Raw genomic sequence first — 15,344 nt, 5'->3', positions numbered from 1 at the left:
TGTCCGCCCTGGCCAGGACACCCCATAGACCCCCGGCCCAAGCGCGGACAATCACCGCACTCAACTCATGCGAAAGGCCTCGCCCATGGGCATTCGGAGCTTGCTGCGCAAGGTGTTTGGAAGCGACCGTTCGGAGAGTAACGGGTCGACGACAGCCTCCGTCCCGCCCCAGACCGAGCGCACAGAACCGGCCACCGCGACGGTGCCGGCCCCGTCGCCGGCGGAGCGCGCGGCGGACCTGGTCTCGGCGGCCTTCGACAAGCAGCCCCGCCGGGGCCGTAAGTCGGTCCCGGCCCAGTCCTCGCCGGATCCGGCGCCGGTACCGGCGGCTGCCGAGCCGGTCACCCCCGTCGAGCCGGAGCCGGCGGCTGCCGAGCCTGCCGCGGCCGAGCCCGTGGCCGCTGAGACGGAGACCGCTCCGGCCGAGTCGGAGCCGGAGACCGCCGCGGCGGGGTCCGACGGCGAGCCGGCCACGACCGCCGAGCCCGTGACCGAGCCGCAGGCCGACGACGAGCCCGCAACCGCGGAGACCGTCGCCCCGGCGGACGACACCTCGGCTTCCGCCCAGCCGGAAGCCGTGACCGAGCCCGAGGCGGCCGAGCCCGTGGCCGCGACCGACGCCGAGACCAAGACCGAGCCCGAGGCGGCCGAGCCCGTGGCCGCTGAGACGGAGACCGCTCCGGCCGAGACCGCAGCCGCTGAGACGGAGACCGCTCCGGCCGAGTCGGAGCCGGAGACCGCCGCGGCGGGGTCCGACGGCGAGCCGGCCACGACCGCCGAGCCCGTGACCGAGCCGCAGGCCGACGACGAGCCCGCAACCGCGGAGACCGTCGCCCCGGCGGACGACACCTCGGCTTCCGCCCAGCCGGAAGCCGTGACCGAGCCCGAGGCGGCCGAGCCCGTGGCCGCGACCGACGCCGAGACCAAGACCGAGCCCGAGGCGGCCGAGCCCGTGACGTCCCCGGCAGACGACGAGGCCCCGGCCGCGCCGGAGCCGGTGGCCGAGCCCGCCGACGCCGCGGACGAGGGCCCCACCGAGCCGGTAACGGCGACCGAGCCCGTACCCGGGACCGTCGCAGACGCAGACGCTCCGGCCGAGCCCGGGGTGGCAGCGGCCGCCCAGGCCGACCCCGAGCCCGAGCCCGAGCCGAAGGCGCAGGACGCCGCACCGCAGACCGGCACCGTGCCCGAGCCGGTGGCCGCCGCGGCCGACGCCACCCCCACGAAGGCACCCGCCTCCGCCCACTCCCTCGCCCAGGTCGAGGCCCGCGCCCCCCAGCTCGTCGAGGCGTACACGGCCGCCGGTGCCGAGCTCGAGAAGCAGGGGCTCGCCGGGGCCCGGGCGCGGGTGTATCTGGTGCTGGACCGGTCCGGGTCCATGCGTCCGTACTACAAGGACGGCAGCGCACAGCGGCTCGGGGAGCAGGCTCTCGCACTCGCCGCGCACCTCGACGGCGCCGCAGCCGTCAGCGTCGTCTTCTTCTCGACCGAGATCGACGGCACCGGTGAGCTCACGCTCGACACGTACGAAGGAAGGGTCGACGAGCTCCACAACTCTCTCGGCCGGTTGGGGCGTACGAACTACCACCTCGCCGTGGCAGAGGTCCTCGCCCTGCACGCCAAGGCGGACACCGACGCACCCGCGTTCGTGATCTTCCAGACCGACGGCGCGCCCGAGTCCAGGACCGCCGCCAGCGCCGCCCTCGCCGAGGCCGCCGACAGGCCGGTCTTCTGGCAGTTCGTCGCGTTCGGCGAGCACGACGCGAAGGCCTTCGACTACCTCCGCAAGCTCCAGTTGGAGAACGCCTCGTTCTTCCACGCCGGGCCCGCGCCGCGCGAGCTCCCGGACGCCGACCTCTACCAGGGGCTCCTCGCCACCTGGCGCAACTAGGTCGTCGGCAGCGTCACGGTGACGGCCAGGCCGCCCTCTGGGCCCGGCCAGGCCGTCACCGTGCCGCCGTGGGCCTGCGCTATCGACCGTACGATCGACAGGCCCAGCCCCGCCCCCGGCCCCATCCGGTCGCGGCCCTCGCCCCGCCGGAAGGGCTCGAAGAGCGCCGGGACGTCCGCCTCCGCGATGACGGGACCGGTGTTCCGCACCCTCAGCACCCCGGCCTCGACGGACACGTCGACCGTCCCGCCGGGCACGTTGTACGCGACGGCATTGGCCAGCAGGTTGCCCGCCAGCTGCGCCAGCAGCATCCGGTTCCCCCGTACGACCCCGCCAGCCCCGCGCGCCCCGCCAGCCCCGCCCGAGGACACCGCCGCCTTCACCTCGTGCCGCGCCGCCTCCTCGGCCACGACCTCCCCCAGGTCGACGTCCTCCCGCTCCGCCAGCCCCCGCTCGCTCCGCGCCAGTACGAGCAGCCCCTCGATGAGCCGCTCGCTGCGCCGGTTGTTGTCGAGCAACACCGCTTTGGTACGGGCCAGCTCCTCCGCCGAGGCGGACTCGTCGAGCCCCACCTGGATCGCGGTGCGCTGCGTCGCCAGCGGCGTCCGCAGCTCGTGCGAGGCGTTCGCGATGAACCTCCGCCGGCTGTCGAACGCCTTCTCCAGCCGTGCCAGCAGCGCGTCCAGCGTGTCGCCGAGCTCCTTCAGCTCGTCGTCGGGACCGCTCGCCCCGATCCTCCCCCAGACTCCGTCCGGGGGGAGGATCGGCAGCGTCCGCTCCGACAGCCACCGCGCCTTCGCCGTCATCGCGTGCACGGGCCGCAGCACCCGCCCCGCCGTCCACCACCCCACCACGACCGCGCACAGCGCCGTCCCCAGCAGCGCGAACACCGACCAGACAAGCATCTGCTGCCCCGCCGCGTCCCGGACACTGTCGGTCAGCTGATGGACCGTTACCCCGCGCACGTCCGTCACCGGAAGCGCGGGGGCGGCGCGCTGCCTGATCGCCGCGACCTCGTCCTCCGTACCGGCACGGGAGAGCAGATTCACGATCCCCAGCAGCAGGCCGCCGAGGACCAGGAAGACAGCGCCGTAGACGAGGGCGATCCGTGTACGGATCGTCGAGCCGGGACCGATCGCCGAGCCGGGACCGATCGCCGCGCTGTTCCGCTCCCCCGTGGAGCTGACGTCCGGGCGGCGCCGGTGCCCCCTTCTCCGCCCGCCCGGCAAACCGCCCGGCGAACCGCTGGGCGGAACAGCGGCAAGCGTCCTCGTCCGCGGCGGCCCGGCCGCCTCGCGTGCGCCGTTCACAGCCCGTACCCCACTCCCTGCACCGTACGGATCAGGGCCGGCTCCCCCAGCTTGGCCCGCAGCTTGCTCATACAGACCCGGACCGCACCCGTGAACGGATCCGCGTGCGCGTCCCAGGCGCGCTCCAGCAGCTCCTCCGCCGAGACCGTCGCCCCGTCCGCCTCCAGCAGGATCTGCAGTACGGAGAACTCCTTCGGCGACAGGTCGAGATCCCGCCCGTCCCGCTCGGCCGTCCTGCGCACGGTGTCCACCCGCACCCCGTGCCGCTCCAGCAGCGGCGGCACCGGCCGGGCGCTGCGCCGCCGCAGCGCGCGCACCCGCGAGACCAGCTCGGGGAACTCGAAGGGCTTGCCCAGGTAGTCGTCCGCGCCCAGGTCCAGGCCCTCCACCCGGTCCTCCGTGGACGCGGACGCGGTCAGCATCAGGATCCGGGTGCGCGAGGCGGTGGCGACGAGTTCGCGCGCCACCTCGTCCCCGTGCACCCGCGGCAGATCGCGGTCGAGGACCACGACGTCGTAGTCGTGCAGTCCGAGACAAGCGAGGGCGGCGTCGCCGCTGAACACGGTGTCGACGGCGAATCCGGCCCGTCGCAGCCCGGTGGCGACCAGCTCGGCCAGGACTTCCTCGTCCTCGGCGACCAGTACCCGCATAGTGCCGTCCCCCCCGCTCTTCCCCTTGCACCCCGCCGCGCCGCTTCTCCTCCAGGATGCGTCTTTTTACGGGACAAGATGTTTCGCGGACGTCTCCGCCCGTCGGCCCGCCCGCTTATCGAGGTGAGTGGACCATCCGCGGGCCGTTAGGATTTTGCCCATGGCGGCCACTGGATCCGAGAAGCAGGGGGCGAAGGCGTTCTACGTCTCGACCCCCATTTACTACGTCAACGACGCTCCTCACCTGGGCCACGCCTACACGACCGTCGCAGGCGACGTGCTCACACGCTGGCACCGTCAGCGTGGCGAGAAGGTGTGGTACCTCACCGGCACGGACGAGCACGGTCAGAAGATCATGCGCACTGCCGAGGCGAACAACGTCACGCCCCAGGAGTGGTGCGACAAGCTCGTGGAGGAGGCCTGGAAGCCCCTCTGGGAGCACCTGAACATCGCGAACGACGACTTCATCCGCACGACGGAGAAGCGGCACACCGACCGTGTGCAGGAGTTCGTGCAGGACCTGTACGACAAGGACGAGATCTACAAGGGCGGGTACGAAGGCCCGTACTGCGTGGGTTGCGAGGAGTACAAGCTCCCCGGCGACCTGATCGACGGCGAGGGCGACTTCGCCGGGCAGAAGCTCTGCCCGATCCACAAGAAGCCGGTGGAGATCCTCAAGGAGGAGAACTACTTCTTCAAGCTCAGCGAGTACGGACCGAGGCTGCTGGAGCTCTACGAGGCCAACCCGGGCTTCATCCAGCCCGAGTCCGCGCGCAACGAGGTCGTGAACTTCATCAAGCAGGGCCTGCAGGACCTCTCCATCTCGCGCTCGACGTTCGACTGGGGCGTCCCGGTGCCGTGGGACGAGAAGCACGTCATCTACGTGTGGATCGACGCTCTTCTCAACTACGCCACGGCCGTCGGCTACAACGAGAACCCTGCGAAGTTCGAGGAGACCTTCCCGGCCGATGTCCATCTGGTCGGCAAGGACATCCTCCGTTTCCACGCGATCATCTGGCCCGCGATGCTGATGGCGAACGGCCTGCCGGTGCCGGGCCGCATCGCCGCGAACGGCTGGCTGATGGTCGGCGGCGAGAAGATGTCGAAGTCGAACCTCACGGGCATCAAGCCGCAGGACCTGACCGCGCACTTCGGCGTGGACGCGTACCGCTGGTACTTCCTGCGCGCGATCGCGTTCGGCCAGGACGGCTCGTTCTCCTGGGAGGACTTCACCGCCCGGTACACCTCGGAGCTGGCCAACGACTACGGCAACCTCGCCTCGCGCGTCGCGGCCATGGTCGGCAAGTACTTCGGCGGCGTACTGCCCGAGGCCACCGCGGCCGGCGATGCGGAGAAGCCTGTCCAGGAGGGCCTGGCCAAGGCTGTCGCCGAGGCCGACCGGAAGATCGGCGAGGAGCTGGACTTCCAGGGCGGCATCCTGGCCGTCTTCGACTTCGTGAAGCAGGTCAACGGCTACATCACGGAGCAGGAGCCGTGGAAGGTCGCCAAGGACGAGTCCGAGGAGGGCCGGGCCCGCCTCGCGACGATCCTCTACACGGCCGCCGAATCGCTGCGCGCGGTCGCGGTGCTGCTCAACCCGGTCATGCCGGAGACCTCGCAGAGCCTGTGGGACTCGCTCGGCGCCGAGGCCGTGCTGGGCGCCCTCGCGGACCAGCGGGTCCAGCACGCGGGTGAGTGGGGCAGGCTCCCGGCGGGCGTGACGGTGACGAAGGGCGCGGTGCTGTTCCCGCGTCTGGAGGAGCCGAAGAAGGCGTAGTGCGTGAGGGGCGGGCCCGGGGGATCCTCCCCGGGCCCGCCCTTTCCCGTTTCCGGCCTCGGCCGCCCGCCTTTCCCGTGTCCCACGGCCGCCGGGAGGCCGCGCTTCGAACCGCCCGACGACCCGGCCGACGACCCGGCCGGCGGCGGAACCCCCGGTGGACGTACCTTGGCTCAGCGGCCCAGCCCTGTCAGGTCACCCATCACCACCACCGGCTGCTTCGCCGGATCCAGCCACCTCAGCAGCTCCTTCATCCGGGCCCTCGGCAGCGCGACACAGCCCTGTGTGGGCCCGCCGTGATCGACGTGGATCCAGATACCGCCGCCCTTCTCCATGCCCAGCGGCCGGGTCCAGTCCAGCGGGGAGTTCCCCGGCTCGCGGTTGTAGTTGATGGCAACGACATAGTCGAAGGACCCCTCGAGCGGCTCCCCCTCGAAACCGGTGCCGGGTGCGTCGAAGGCGGGTCCCTCGTCGTACGGGAGCTTTGTGCCCGGGTTGGGCAGCATGCCGCCCGCGTCCGTGAGGCCGAAGACCCCGATCGGCGAGCGATGGTCGGCCGTGTGGTGGTCTTCGGTCCAGCCGAGAAGCGCGTTGTGCGCCGGCCATGGCTCCGAAACCGGCTTCCAGCCCAGCACGGGATCGCGCTCGTAGAGCGTGGCGACGGACTTGTTGGAATCGGGGTCGTCACCGACCACCACGACCGCCTGCTTGTTCGCTGCGGTGATCTTGGCGCTGGTCCCCGGTCCGAGGGCGGGGATGACCTGCGCCCGGACCAGCTGCCCCTCGGCGCCGGAGCGCGCGTTGGGGCCCGACTTCGCCGCTTCGCGCGTGGATCTGTTCGCGGCCGCGGGCGCTGTGTCACCGGGATCGCCCGCGCAGCCGGTGAGCAGCAGACCGGCGACGGTAAGTGCGACCGCCGGAAACGGTCCTGTGCGGAGGGGCATGTGCGGGCCTTTCAGTTCGAGAGCCTGATGTGCTGCTTCGGAGTCGGGGTGGGATCGGCCTCCGCTCCGACAACATTGAAACCGGACATATAGGATCATCTGCTGTGTTTCGGCCGGAGCGTGGGAGGCGTCGCCGGAGACACAAAGGCTGAAGAAGAGAGGTCCTCGGCGAGCTGCGCGTCGCCGGTCGGCGGCCGGGCCGTCCGCAGCAGCGGTTGCCCGCGGGCAGCCACGCATGCCTGGAAGCCGCCGTCGCTGCCGCCCGGGCCCACCGTGCCGCCGTCGCTGCCCCGTTCGGCCTCCCACAGCGCCGGAACGCGGTGAGTGCCGCACGGGGTGCCCGCGGCACGCAAGAAGGCCCCGGAACCTTTCGGTTCCGGGGCCTTCTCAGCGTGCGACGTGCTCCGTCGACTACTCGCCGGACTTGGCGACCGGCTTGCGCAGCGCGATGTTCAGCTCCCGCAGACGCGACTCGTCCAGCTCGGTCGGCGCGCCCATCATCAGGTCCTGCGCGTTGCCGTTGAGCGGGAAGGCGATCGTCTCGCGGATGTTCGGCTCGTCCGCCAGCAGCATCACGATGCGGTCGACGCCCGGCGCGATGCCGCCGTGCGGCGGGGCGCCGAACTGGAAGGCGCGGAGCATGCCGGAGAACTCGTGCTCGACGGTCTCTTTGGAGTAGCCGGCGATCTCGAAGGCCTTGAACATGATCTCGGGCTCGTGGTTACGGATCGCGCCCGAGGACAGCTCGACGCCGTTGCAGACGATGTCGTACTGCCAGCCCAGAACGTCCAGCGGGTCCTGGGTCTCCAGGGCCTCGAGGCCGCCCTGCGGCATCGAGAACGGGTTGTGCGAGAAGTCGATCCTGCCGGTCTCCTCGTCCTTCTCGTACATCGGGAAGTCGACGATCCAGCAGAACCGGAACACGCCCTCCTCGAAGTGGCCGGCGCGCTTGGCGGCCTCGACGCGGACCGCGCCCATGATCTTGGAGACCTCGTCGAACTCACCCGCGCCGAAGAAGATCGCGTGGCCCGGCGCCAGCGAGAGACGCTCGGTGAGGACCTTGATGTTCTCCTCGGTGAGGAACTTGGCGATCGGGCCGGTCAGCGAGCCGTCCTCGCCGACGCGCACCCAGGCCAGGCCCTTCGCGCCGTGCTGGACGGCGAAGTCGCCGAGGCCGTCGAAGAACTTCCGCGACTGGCCGGCCGTGTCCGGCACCGGCAGGGCACGCACATGCTTGCCCGCGAAGGCCTTGAACTCCGAGCCCTCGAAGACGTCCGAGATGTCGACGAGCTCCAGCTGGGCGCGCAGGTCCGGCTTGTCGTTGCCGTACTTCACCATCGCCTCGCGGAACGGGATCCGCGGGAACGGCGAGGTGACGTGGCGGCCGTTGCCGAACTCCTCGAAGAGCTCGGTCATCAGCTTCTCGATCGGCTGGAAGACGTCCTCCTGCTCGACGAAGCTCATCTCGACGTCGAGCTGGTAGAACTCGCCCGGCGAGCGGTCGGCCCGGGCGTCCTCGTCGCGGAAGCAGGGCGCGATCTGGAAGTAGCGGTCGAAGCCGGAGATCATGAGCAGCTGCTTGAACTGCTGCGGGGCCTGCGGCAGCGCGTAGAACTTGCCCGGGTTCAGCCGGGACGGCACCACGAAGTCGCGCGCGCCCTCGGGGGAGGTCGCGGTCAGGATCGGGGTCGCCATCTCGTTGAAGCCGAGGGCGGTCATCTTGTGCCGGATCGCGGAGATGACGGCCGTGCGCAGCATGATGTTGCGGTGCATCCGCTCGCGGCGCAGGTCGAGGAAGCGGTACTCCAGGCGCCGCTCCTCGCCGACCCCGTCGTCGGTGTTGATCTGGAACGGCAGCTGCTGAGCCGCGCCGAGCAGTTCGACCGAGGAGACCTCGACCTCGATCTCGCCGGTGGGCAGCTCGGGGTTGATGTTCTCGGCCCCGCGCGAGACGACCTTGCCGTCGACGCGGACGACCGACTCCTTGTTGATCTTGTCGAGAGCCTCGTAGGCGGGGGTGCCGGGGCGGGCGACAAGCTGCGTGATGCCGTAGTGATCGCGCAGATCGATGAAGAGGATGCCGCCCAGGTCTCGGCGATTGTGCAGCCAGCCGCTCAGCCGGACGTCGGCGGAGACGTCAGAGGCGCGGAGCTCGCCGCAGGTGTGGGACCTGTACCGATGCATCGTCGTTTCATCCAGTCTTAGCGATTCGAGAGGAGTGGGCCGCGTCAAGGTTACCGCCCGGGCCCCGTTCGCCTCATTGACATACGCATGCCATGGCCCGGCAGGCCGCCATGAAGATCGGAATACCCGGGGCCCTACGAGTCGGCGGCGCCGGGACCGGTCCCCGACCCGGCCGCGTAACGCCTCCGCAGCTCGCCGATCACGCCGAACGCGGCGGCGGTGACCGGTACGGAGAGCAGCATCCCGAGAATGCCGGCGACGGACGCCCCCGCGGTGATCGCCAGCATCACGACGGCCGGGTGCATCCGCACCATACGGCTCTGGATCACCGGCTGGAGCACATGCCCCTCCAGCAGCTGCACCGCCAGGACCACCCCCAGCGCCCAGAGCGCGATCACGAACCCACGGTCGGCGAGTGCCACGAGGATGGCGACGGCGCCGGAGATGAAGGCGCCGAGGTAGGGGATGTACGCCCCGACGAAAACGAGCGCGCCGAGCCCGACAGCGCCGGGGACGCGCAGGATCAGCAGCCCGACGGTGATGCAGATCGCGTCGATGAGCGCGATGAACGTCGTCCCGCGCATGAACCCCTCGACGGCCTCGAAGGCCCGCCGCCCCATGGCCTCAAGGACCTCCCCGCTCGTACCGGGCACCAGGGACCGCAGGACGCCCGCGGCCCTGTACGAGTCCCGCAGAAAGAAGAAGCTGAACAGCAGCGCCAGCACGGCGGTGGCGATCAGTTCACCCACCACACTCAGCCCACTGATCACCTCGGACGCGGCGGTCCCGCCGAACTTCCCCAGCAGCTCCTTCGAGTTGGCGGCGATGTCGTCGAGCGAGGTCCCGGCGGCCCCGAAGTACTTGGTGAGATCCTTGGCGGCACGCCGCAGCGCGGAGATGATCTGGTCGCCGGTCCCGACCAGTGCGTTGACGATGATGTACATGGCCCCGCCGACGACGGCGACGACGGCGGCACAGGTCAGCGCGGCGGCGAGCGAGCGATTCATCCGCATCCTGACGAGCCGCTCGTGCAGGGGCCCGAGAAGGGCCGTCCCGAGCAGCGCGAGGAGCACGGGCGTGACGGCGGCCTTGAAGGTGGCACAAAGCCAGATCCCGACGGCGACCACGCCGCTGACGAGCAGCACGACAGCGCACCATGCGGCGACCCGCCGGGCGACGTCGGGCAGAAGCGGCTTCGGAGTCTGCACGCTCCCACGTGACCACGGGCCACGACGACGGGCCCGCCGGGGGACCCCACCCGGGTCAGTCACCCGGTCGTCACCCCGTCACGGAGGCCGGGGGGTTGGTAGTTGCTCCGGTTGGTGTTCCACCGGAGAACCGCCACACCCCCGGGTGATCACCCCGTCATGCGCAAGGTCTCAGCCCCGCTCCACCGGGACCGTGCCCAGGCGGCCCGCCTGGAAGTCGTCCATGGCCTGCTGCAGCTCCGCGCGGCTGTTCATCACGAACGGACCGTAGTGCGCCATCGGCTCCCGGATCGGGCGCCCGCCCAGCAGTACGACCTCCAGGTCCGGGCTGTTCGAGTCCTGGGACTCGTCCGCGCGGACCGTGAGAGACCCGCCCGCCCCGAACACCGCCGTCTGGCCCTTGTGCACCGGGCGCCGGTCCGTACCCACCGCACCGCGGCCCGCCAGCACATACGCCAGACCGTTGAATTCCTCCCGCCACGGCAGCGTGATCTCCGCACCCGGCCGCAGCGTCGCGTGGATCATCGTGATCGGCGTGTGCGTGATGCCCGGGCCCTCATGCCCGTCGAGCTCACCCGCGATGACCCGCAGCAGCGCGCCCCCGTCCGGCGAGGTCAGAAGCTGGACCTGGCCGCCGCGGATGTCCTGGTACCTGGGGTCCATCATCTTGTCGCTCGCCGGCAGGTTCACCCAGAGCTGGAGCCCGTGGAACAGCCCGCCCGACACGACCAGCGACTCCGGCGGCGCCTCGATATGAAGCAGACCCGAGCCCGCTGTCATCCACTGGGTGTCGCCGTTCTGGATGGTTCCGCCGCCGCCGTGGCTGTCCTGGTGGACGAAGGTTCCGTCGATCAGGTACGTGACCGTCTCGAAGCCGCGGTGCGGATGCCACGGCGTGCCCTTCGGCTCGCCCGGCGCGTACTCCACCTCGCCCATCTGGTCCATCATGATGAATGGGTCGAGGTACTGGTAGTTGATCCCGGCAAAGGCGCGTCGCACCGGGAAGCCCTCCCCCTCGAAACCCCCCGGCGCCGTTGTCACGGCGAGCACGGGGCGCGGCACGGCCCCGGCCGACGCGGAGACGCGCGGCAGGGTGAGCGGGTTCTCGACAGTCACTGCGGGCATGACGGGACCTCCTTGTGCGGCCAGTATAGTTGAAGACTGAACTTCTTGTCACCTGGAACGCACGACGCCCGGGAGGAATTCCTCCCGGGCGCCCAGAGATCCAGACCCGTCCAGCCGCACCCCCGGCCGTCAGCCGTACATCCGCCGCATCGCGAAGTCCACCATCTGCTCCACGGCCTTCGCGTCGAAGACCATCCGGTGATCACCCTCCATGTCGAGAACGAAGCCGTACCCGGTCGGCAGAAGGTCGATCACCTCCGCGCCCGTGATCACGAAGTACTTGGACTCCTTGCCCGCGTATCGGCGCAGCTCCTTGAGCGAAGTGAACATCGGGATGACAGGTTGCTGGGTGTTGTGCAGCGCCAGGAACCCAGGGTTGTCACCACGCGGGCAGTAGACCTTCGAGGTCGCGAAGATCTGCTGGAAGTCCTCCGCGGACAGCGACGCGGTGGTGAAGGCCCGCACCGCGTCGGCGAGCGAGGGCGGCGACGGCTCGGGGTACAGCGGCTGCTCCCCGTAGGAGGGCTGCTGGGGCACATACTGCTGCTGGGCACCCGGGTTCTGGTCGTAGCCGTACATGACCGCAAGAGTACCGAGGCGGCCGGGTCCGGTGGGCAGGGCCGGGTCACCCGGTCGGCAACCCGACGCCGGCTACGCGCAGAACAGCCCCGGTCGGCTTCGGGCCATGAACGCCACCGCCCCCTTGACCACCCGCTGTTGCCCGCCAATCCCCCGCGAACCGGGGACAGGGACCGCCGTCGCCCGGCATGCTCGGACACGGCCCGGCAGCGAGCCATGTCACAGATAGCCCAATAGGGGTTGCTTCTTATTACCGACGGGTAGCATCATCGTAGCTACTTACTGGTACGTGGATGATCCATCCGCCTCCCGATCTTTACGGAGCCGTCGCCATGGGGCACTACAAGTCGAATCTCCGCGACATCGAGTTCAACCTCTTCGAGGTCCTCGGGCGCGACAAGCTGTACGGCACCGGCCCGTTCGCGGAGATGGATGTCGACACCGCCAAGTCGATCCTCGAAGAGATCGCCCGCCTCGCCGAGAACGAGCTGGCTGAATCCTTCGCGGACTCCGACCGCAACCCGCCGGTCTTCGACCCCGCCACCAACACCGCGCCCGTCCCGGCGTCCTTCAAGAAGAGCTACCAGGCCTTCATGGACTCCGAGTACTGGCGCCTCGGCCTGCCCGAGGAGATCGGCGGCACCACCTCCCCGCGCTCCCTGATCTGGTCGTACGCGGAGCTGCTGCTCGGCTCGAACCCGGCCATCTGGATGTACTCCTCGGGCCCGGCCTTCGCCGGCATCCTCTTCGAGGAGGGCAACGAGGCGCAGAAGAAGGTCGCCGAGATAGCCGTCGAGAAGCGCTGGGGCTCCACCATGGTGCTCACCGAGCCGGACGCCGGCTCGGACGTCGGCGCCGGCCGCACCAAGGCCGTCGAGCAGCCGGACGGCTCCTGGCACATCGAGGGCGTGAAGCGCTTCATCACCTCCGGTGAGCACGACATGGAGGAGAACATCCTTCACTACGTGCTGGCCCGCCCCGAGGGCCACGGCCCCGGCACCAAGGGCCTGTCGCTCTTCCTCGTGCCGAAGTTCCACTTCGACTGGGAGACCGGCGAGCTGGGCGAGCGCAACGGCGTCTACGCCACGAACGTCGAGCACAAGATGGGTCTCAAGGCCTCCAACACCTGCGAGATGACATTCGGCGACCAGCACCCGGCCAAGGGCTGGCTGATCGGCGACAAGCACGACGGCATCCGCCAGATGTTCATGATCATCGAGTTCGCCCGGATGATGGTCGGCACGAAGGCCATCGCGACCCTGTCGACCGGCTACCTCAACGCACTGGAGTACGCCAAGGAGCGCGTCCAGGGCCAGGACCTGGTGAACTTCGCGGACAAGACCGCGCCCAAGGTCACCATCACTCACCACCCCGACGTGCGCCGTTCGCTGATGACGCAGAAGGCCTACGCCGAGGGCATGCGCGCCCTGGTGCTGTACACCGCGTCGGTCCAGGACGAGATCGCCCTCAAGGAAGCCGCGGGCGAGGACGCCAAGTCGCTCGTCGCCCTCAACGACCTGCTGCTGCCGATCGTGAAGGGCTACGGCTCCGAGAAGTCGTACGAGCAGCTGGCCCAGTCGCTGCAGACCTTCGGCGGCTCCGGCTACCTCCAGGAGTACCCGGTCGAGCAGTACATCCGGGACGCCAAGATCGACACCCTCTACGAGGGCACCACGGCCATCCAGGGCCAGGACTACTTCTTCCGGAAGATCGTCCGCGACCAGGGCCAGGCACTGAACACCCTCTCCGAGGAGATCAAGAAGTTCCTGGCGGTCGGCACCGGCGGCGAGGAGCTGGCCCCGGCCCGCGACGCGCTCGCCAAGGCCGCCGTCGACCTCGAGGCGATCGTCGGCACGATGACGAACGACCTCATCGCCACCGGCGAGGACGTCAAGAACATCTACAAGGTGGGCCTCAACACCACCCGCCTGCTGATGGCCTCCGGCGATGTGGTCGTCGGCTACCTGCTGCTGCGCGGCGCGGCCGTCGCCGCGGAGAAGCTCGAGACCGCGGCCGCCAAGGATGTCCCGTTCTACCAGGGCAAGATCGCGGCCGCGAAGTTCTTCGCCGCCAACGTCCTGCCGGGCGTCTCGGCCGAGCGGGCGCTCGCCGAGACCGTCGACAACTCCCTGATGGAGCTGGACGAGGCCGCGTTCTGATCCGCGGCGCAGTCCCTGTTCCAGACCGCGCGGCGCGTCCACAGCCTGTGCATTGAAGCGGCCCGCCCCCTCTCCGGGGGCGGGCCGTCTCCATGCCCGGCTCCGGCTGCCGACCCATGATTCGGCGGCCGCCGCCCCGCGCACCCCCCTCGTTAAGGTGAACCCCATGAGCACACCCGCCCGCTTCGACCGCGGCCACACCGACGACATGATGACCTTCCTCGCGGCGAGCCCTTCGCCGTACCACGCGGTGGCCAACGCGGCCGCGCGGCTGGAGAAGGCCGGCTTCCGCCAGGTGCTGGAGACGGATGCCTGGGACGGCACCACCGGCGGCAAGTACGTGCTGCGCGGCGGGGCGATCATCGCCTGGTACGTGCCCGAGGGCGCTCAGGCCCACACCCCGTTCCGGATCGTCGGCGCCCACACCGACTCCCCGAATCTGCGGGTGAAGCCGGAGCCGGACACCGGGGCGTACGGCTGGCGCCAGATCGCCGTCGAGGTGTACGGCGGGACGCTGCTCAACACCTGGCTGGACCGGGATCTGGGTCTCGCGGGCCGGCTCACCCTGCGCGACGGAAGCCCCCGCCTGGTCAACATCGACCGGGCGCTGCTGCGCGTACCGCAGCTCGCCGTCCACCTGGACCGCTCCGTCAACACCGACGGGCTCAAGCTCGACCGGCAGAAGCACCTCCAGCCGATCTGGGGCCTCGGCCACGTCGAGGAGGGCGACCTGATCCGGTTCCTGGAGCAGGAGACGGGGCTCGCGCAGGGCGAGGTGGCCGGCTGGGACCTGATGGTGCACTCCATCGAGCCGCCGGCCTATCTGGGCCGTGACCAGGAGCTGGTGGCCGGGCCGCGGATGGACAACCTGCTGTCGGTGCACGCGGGCACGGCCGCGCTCGCCGCGGTCGCCGAGTCCGGGGACCTGCCGTACATCCCGGTACTCGCCGCCTTCGACCACGAGGAGAACGGCTCACAGGCCGACACCGGCGCCGACGGCCCGCTGCTCGGCAATGTGCTGGAGCGCTCGGTGTTCGCGCGCGGCGGTGCGTACGAGGACAAGGCGCGCGCCTTCGCGGGCACGGTGTGCCTGTCCTCCGACACCGGCCACGCCGTCCACCCCAACTACGCGGAGCGCCACGACCCGACGCACCACCCGCGCGCCAACGGCGGCCCGATCCTCAAGGTCAACGTGAACCAGCGGTACGCCACCGACGGCAGCGGCCGGGCCGTCTTCGCCGCGGCCTGCGAGCGGGCCGACGTGCCGTGGCAGACGTTCGTGTCGAACAACGCGATGCCCTGCGGCACGACCATCGGCCCGATCACCGCCGCCCGGCACGGCATCCAGACCGTCGACATCGGCGTCGCGATCCTGTCGATGCACAGTGCGCGTGAGCTGTGCGGCGCGAAGGATCCGTATCTGCTGGCCAACGCGCTTGTGTCATTCCTGACGGGCTGACAAATCCGTTGTCCGACACGCCCCGGGCCCGCTTAGCATGGGGGTTCGGGGCGCGTCT

Annotated in this window: 11 protein-coding genes; 4 read left to right on the top strand and 7 right to left on the bottom strand. The window is 70.2% G+C overall.

The genetic code is table 11. The features are described from left to right. Positions 1–85: 85 nt before the first annotated feature. Complete coding sequence (locus tag OG966_RS20935; protein ID WP_326651270.1) at positions 86–1,891, top strand: VWA domain-containing protein; 1,806 nt, start codon at positions 86–88, stop codon at positions 1,889–1,891. On the opposite strand, the gene OG966_RS20930 is transcribed toward OG966_RS20935, so the two are convergent. Together OG966_RS20930 and OG966_RS20925 are read right to left on the bottom strand one after the other, a co-directional pair. Next, positions 1,888–3,045 (bottom strand): sensor histidine kinase, encoded by a 1,158-nt coding sequence (locus OG966_RS20930; RefSeq protein WP_326655300.1) that lies wholly within the window; start codon positions 3,043–3,045, stop codon positions 1,888–1,890. The two genes, OG966_RS20935 and OG966_RS20930, sit on opposite strands and share 4 nt — an antisense overlap. Positions 3,046–3,197: 152 nt before the next feature. After that, entirely contained in the window at positions 3,198–3,851 is a 654-nt protein-coding gene (locus OG966_RS20925; RefSeq protein WP_326651269.1) for a response regulator transcription factor, read from the bottom strand. A gap of 160 nt (positions 3,852–4,011) precedes the next feature. Between OG966_RS20925 and metG the strand changes: the two genes are divergently transcribed. Further along, positions 4,012–5,628 (top strand): methionine--tRNA ligase, encoded by a 1,617-nt coding sequence (gene metG / locus OG966_RS20920; protein ID WP_326651268.1) that lies wholly within the window; start codon positions 4,012–4,014, stop codon positions 5,626–5,628. A gap of 173 nt (positions 5,629–5,801) precedes the next feature. Here metG and OG966_RS20915 read toward each other — a convergent pair whose 3' ends face one another. The 5 genes from OG966_RS20915 to OG966_RS20895 form a co-directional block, all read right to left on the bottom strand. After that, positions 5,802–6,572, bottom strand: coding sequence for a L,D-transpeptidase family protein (locus tag OG966_RS20915; protein WP_326651267.1), 771 nt, complete (start codon positions 6,570–6,572; stop codon positions 5,802–5,804). A gap of 411 nt (positions 6,573–6,983) precedes the next feature. After that, complete coding sequence (gene aspS, locus OG966_RS20910; protein ID WP_326651266.1) at positions 6,984–8,756, bottom strand: aspartate--tRNA ligase; 1,773 nt, start codon at positions 8,754–8,756, stop codon at positions 6,984–6,986. A gap of 134 nt (positions 8,757–8,890) precedes the next feature. Then, entirely contained in the window at positions 8,891–9,964 is a 1,074-nt protein-coding gene (locus tag OG966_RS20905; protein WP_326651265.1) for an AI-2E family transporter, read from the bottom strand. A 171-nt stretch (positions 9,965–10,135) separates the two neighbouring features. After that, the gene (locus OG966_RS20900; RefSeq protein ID WP_326651264.1) at positions 10,136–11,089 is read right to left on the bottom strand and encodes a pirin family protein; all 954 of its coding nucleotides are present in this window, start codon (positions 11,087–11,089) and stop codon (positions 10,136–10,138) included. 129 nt (positions 11,090–11,218) lie between these two features. After that, positions 11,219–11,668: an SseB family protein gene (locus OG966_RS20895; RefSeq protein ID WP_326651263.1), complete on the bottom strand. Its 450-nt coding sequence runs from the start codon at positions 11,666–11,668 to the stop codon at positions 11,219–11,221. 332 nt (positions 11,669–12,000) lie between these two features. Between OG966_RS20895 and OG966_RS20890 the strand changes: the two genes are divergently transcribed. Together OG966_RS20890 and OG966_RS20885 are read left to right on the top strand one after the other, a co-directional pair. After that, positions 12,001–13,827, top strand: a complete 1,827-nt coding sequence (locus OG966_RS20890) for an acyl-CoA dehydrogenase (RefSeq protein WP_326655299.1) — start codon at positions 12,001–12,003, stop codon at positions 13,825–13,827. A 166-nt stretch (positions 13,828–13,993) separates the two neighbouring features. Beyond that, a complete protein-coding gene (locus tag OG966_RS20885; protein ID WP_326651262.1) occupies positions 13,994–15,286 on the top strand; it encodes a M18 family aminopeptidase in 1,293 nt (430 codons plus the stop codon). Positions 15,287–15,344: the final 58 nt, after the last annotated feature.

This window comes from Streptomyces sp. NBC_01750 (assembly GCF_035918095.1).
GTDB lineage: Bacteria > Actinomycetota > Actinomycetes > Streptomycetales > Streptomycetaceae > Streptomyces.
This window is presented reverse-complemented; position numbering and strand designations above follow the sequence as displayed.

Coding starts and splice junctions, on each gene's coding strand:
- OG966_RS20885 (WP_326651262.1), top strand. CDS start 13,994: ATGAGCACACCCGCCCGCTTCGACCGCGGCCACACCGACGACATGATG.
- OG966_RS20915 (WP_326651267.1), bottom strand. CDS start 6,572: ATGCCCCTCCGCACAGGACCGTTTCCGGCGGTCGCACTTACCGTCGCC.
- OG966_RS20900 (WP_326651264.1), bottom strand. CDS start 11,089: ATGCCCGCAGTGACTGTCGAGAACCCGCTCACCCTGCCGCGCGTCTCC.
- OG966_RS20890 (WP_326655299.1), top strand. CDS start 12,001: ATGGGGCACTACAAGTCGAATCTCCGCGACATCGAGTTCAACCTCTTC.
- OG966_RS20935 (WP_326651270.1), top strand. CDS start 86: ATGGGCATTCGGAGCTTGCTGCGCAAGGTGTTTGGAAGCGACCGTTCG.
- OG966_RS20895 (WP_326651263.1), bottom strand. CDS start 11,668: ATGTACGGCTACGACCAGAACCCGGGTGCCCAGCAGCAGTATGTGCCC.
- OG966_RS20925 (WP_326651269.1), bottom strand. CDS start 3,851: ATGCGGGTACTGGTCGCCGAGGACGAGGAAGTCCTGGCCGAGCTGGTC.
- aspS (WP_326651266.1), bottom strand. CDS start 8,756: ATGCATCGGTACAGGTCCCACACCTGCGGCGAGCTCCGCGCCTCTGAC.
- metG (WP_326651268.1), top strand. CDS start 4,012: ATGGCGGCCACTGGATCCGAGAAGCAGGGGGCGAAGGCGTTCTACGTC.